The 1704-nt window shown below is 68.2% G+C and carries 2 protein-coding genes; both read left to right on the top strand.

The window, feature by feature from the left end; genetic code table 11:
- Positions 1-1051, top strand: a 1051-nt coding sequence (locus VA603_RS11395; RefSeq protein ID WP_323438909.1) for a TRAP transporter large permease, incomplete at its 5' end; no start/stop codon positions are given.
- Positions 1052-1278: 227 nt separating this feature from the next.
- A partial coding sequence (locus VA603_RS11390) for a LacI family DNA-binding transcriptional regulator (RefSeq protein ID WP_425603696.1) occupies positions 1279-1704 on the top strand: 426 nt, incomplete at its 3' end.

Below are 1704 nucleotides of genomic sequence, written 5' to 3'. Positions count from 1 at the left end.
CTCGCTGGCCTCGTCGCTGGTCGGGCGCATGCGCGGCGGCCTGGGCCAGGTGTCGATCCTGTCCTCGCTGTTCTTCGGTGGCGTGTCCGGCTCGGCGATCGCCGACGTCTCGGCGGTGGGTGGCACGATGATCCCGCAGATGGTCAAGCGCGGCTACGACCGCGACTTCGCGGTCAACGTCAGCATCACCGCGGCACTGGTGGCGCTGCTGGTGCCACCGTCGCACAACCTGATCCTGTTCTCGGCCGCGGCCGGCGGTGGCCTGTCCATCGCCGACCTGTTCGCCGCGGGCATCGTGCCGGCCTTGCTGATGACGGTGGTGCTGATGGTGACCGGCTACGTGGTGGCGCGCCGTCGCGGCTACGGCGTGGAAGCCTTTCCGGGCATGCGCGCGGTGCTGCTGCGGCTGGTCGCGGCGCTGCCGGGCCTGGGCCTGGTCGGCCTGATCTTCTTCGGCATCCGCGCCGGCATCTTCACCGCGGTGGAGTCGGCGGCGATCGCGGTGGTGTACGCGCTGCTGGTGACCACCGTGCTGTACCGCCAGCTGCGCTGGAAGGAGTTCATGGCCACCGTGGTGCATGCCGCGCGCAGCACCGGCGTGATCCTGTTCGTGATCGCCACCGCGGCGGTGTTCGGCTGGTTGCTGGCCTACCTGCAGGTGCCGGCGGCGGCGGTGGAGTTCCTGCAGTCCTTCGCGCACAGCAAGTACATGGTGCTGCTGATGATCGTGGTGATGCTGCTGTTGCTGGGCACCTTCATGGACCTGGCCCCGATGATCCTGATCTGCACGCCGATCTTCCTGCCGGTGGCCAAGGCCTACGGCATCGACCCGATCCACTTCGGCCTGGTGCTGGTGCTGACCGGTGGGCTGGGCCTGGTGACGCCGCCGGTGGGCTCGGTGCTGTTCATCGGCACGGCGATCGGCAAGATCACCGTCGGTGAGAGCATGAAGACCATCTGGCCGTTCTGGCTTGCCGGCCTGGGCGTGCTGCTGGCGGTGACGTTCTTCCCGGAGATGTCGTTGTGGCTGCCGGCGCTGCTGCGTAGTTGATGCCGCCGGCCAAGTGCCCGCCGGTGATGGCTGCCGGAGGCATGTCGCCCGCGGGATGGGTACAGCACGGCGGCGCGCCCCGTTCAGATGGCGCGCCGCGACTGCCCTCACAATGTGGCGGGGATCAAACGGGCATCGGTGCAGGCCATGAGCCTGCCGCCGGCAACGCCGGGGTGCCTTCCCGCAACGCCCACACCCGCGCTCTGGAACGAGCGCGGCCCGATAGAATGACTGCATTGAACGGTTTCAAGGACCTCGCCTTGCGCAAGAAGACCGACGTCGACGCCCCGGCCCACAACCTGGGCCGACCCGCCACGATCAACGACATCGCACGCCTGTCCGGTGTCTCCAAGAAGACGGTGTCGCGGATCATCAACAACTCGCCGCTGGTGCGCAAAGACACCCGCGAGAAGGTCGAGGCATTGATGCGTGAGGTGGGCTACGCGCCCGACCCGTTGGCCCGTGGCCTGGCGTTCCGGCGTTCGTTCCTGATCGGCATGGTCTACGACAACCCCACCGCGCAGTACGTGGTGGACATGCAGAACGGCGCGCTGGACGCGCTGCGTGGCTCCAGCTTCGAGCTGGTGGTGCACCCCTGCGACACGCGCAGCCCCGGCTACATCGAGGGGGTGAAGCGCTTCGTGCAGCAGCAG

The organism is Stenotrophomonas capsici (genome assembly GCF_034961085.1).
GTDB classification, from domain to species: Bacteria; Pseudomonadota; Gammaproteobacteria; order Xanthomonadales; family Xanthomonadaceae; genus Stenotrophomonas; species Stenotrophomonas capsici.
This window is presented reverse-complemented; position numbering and strand designations above follow the sequence as displayed.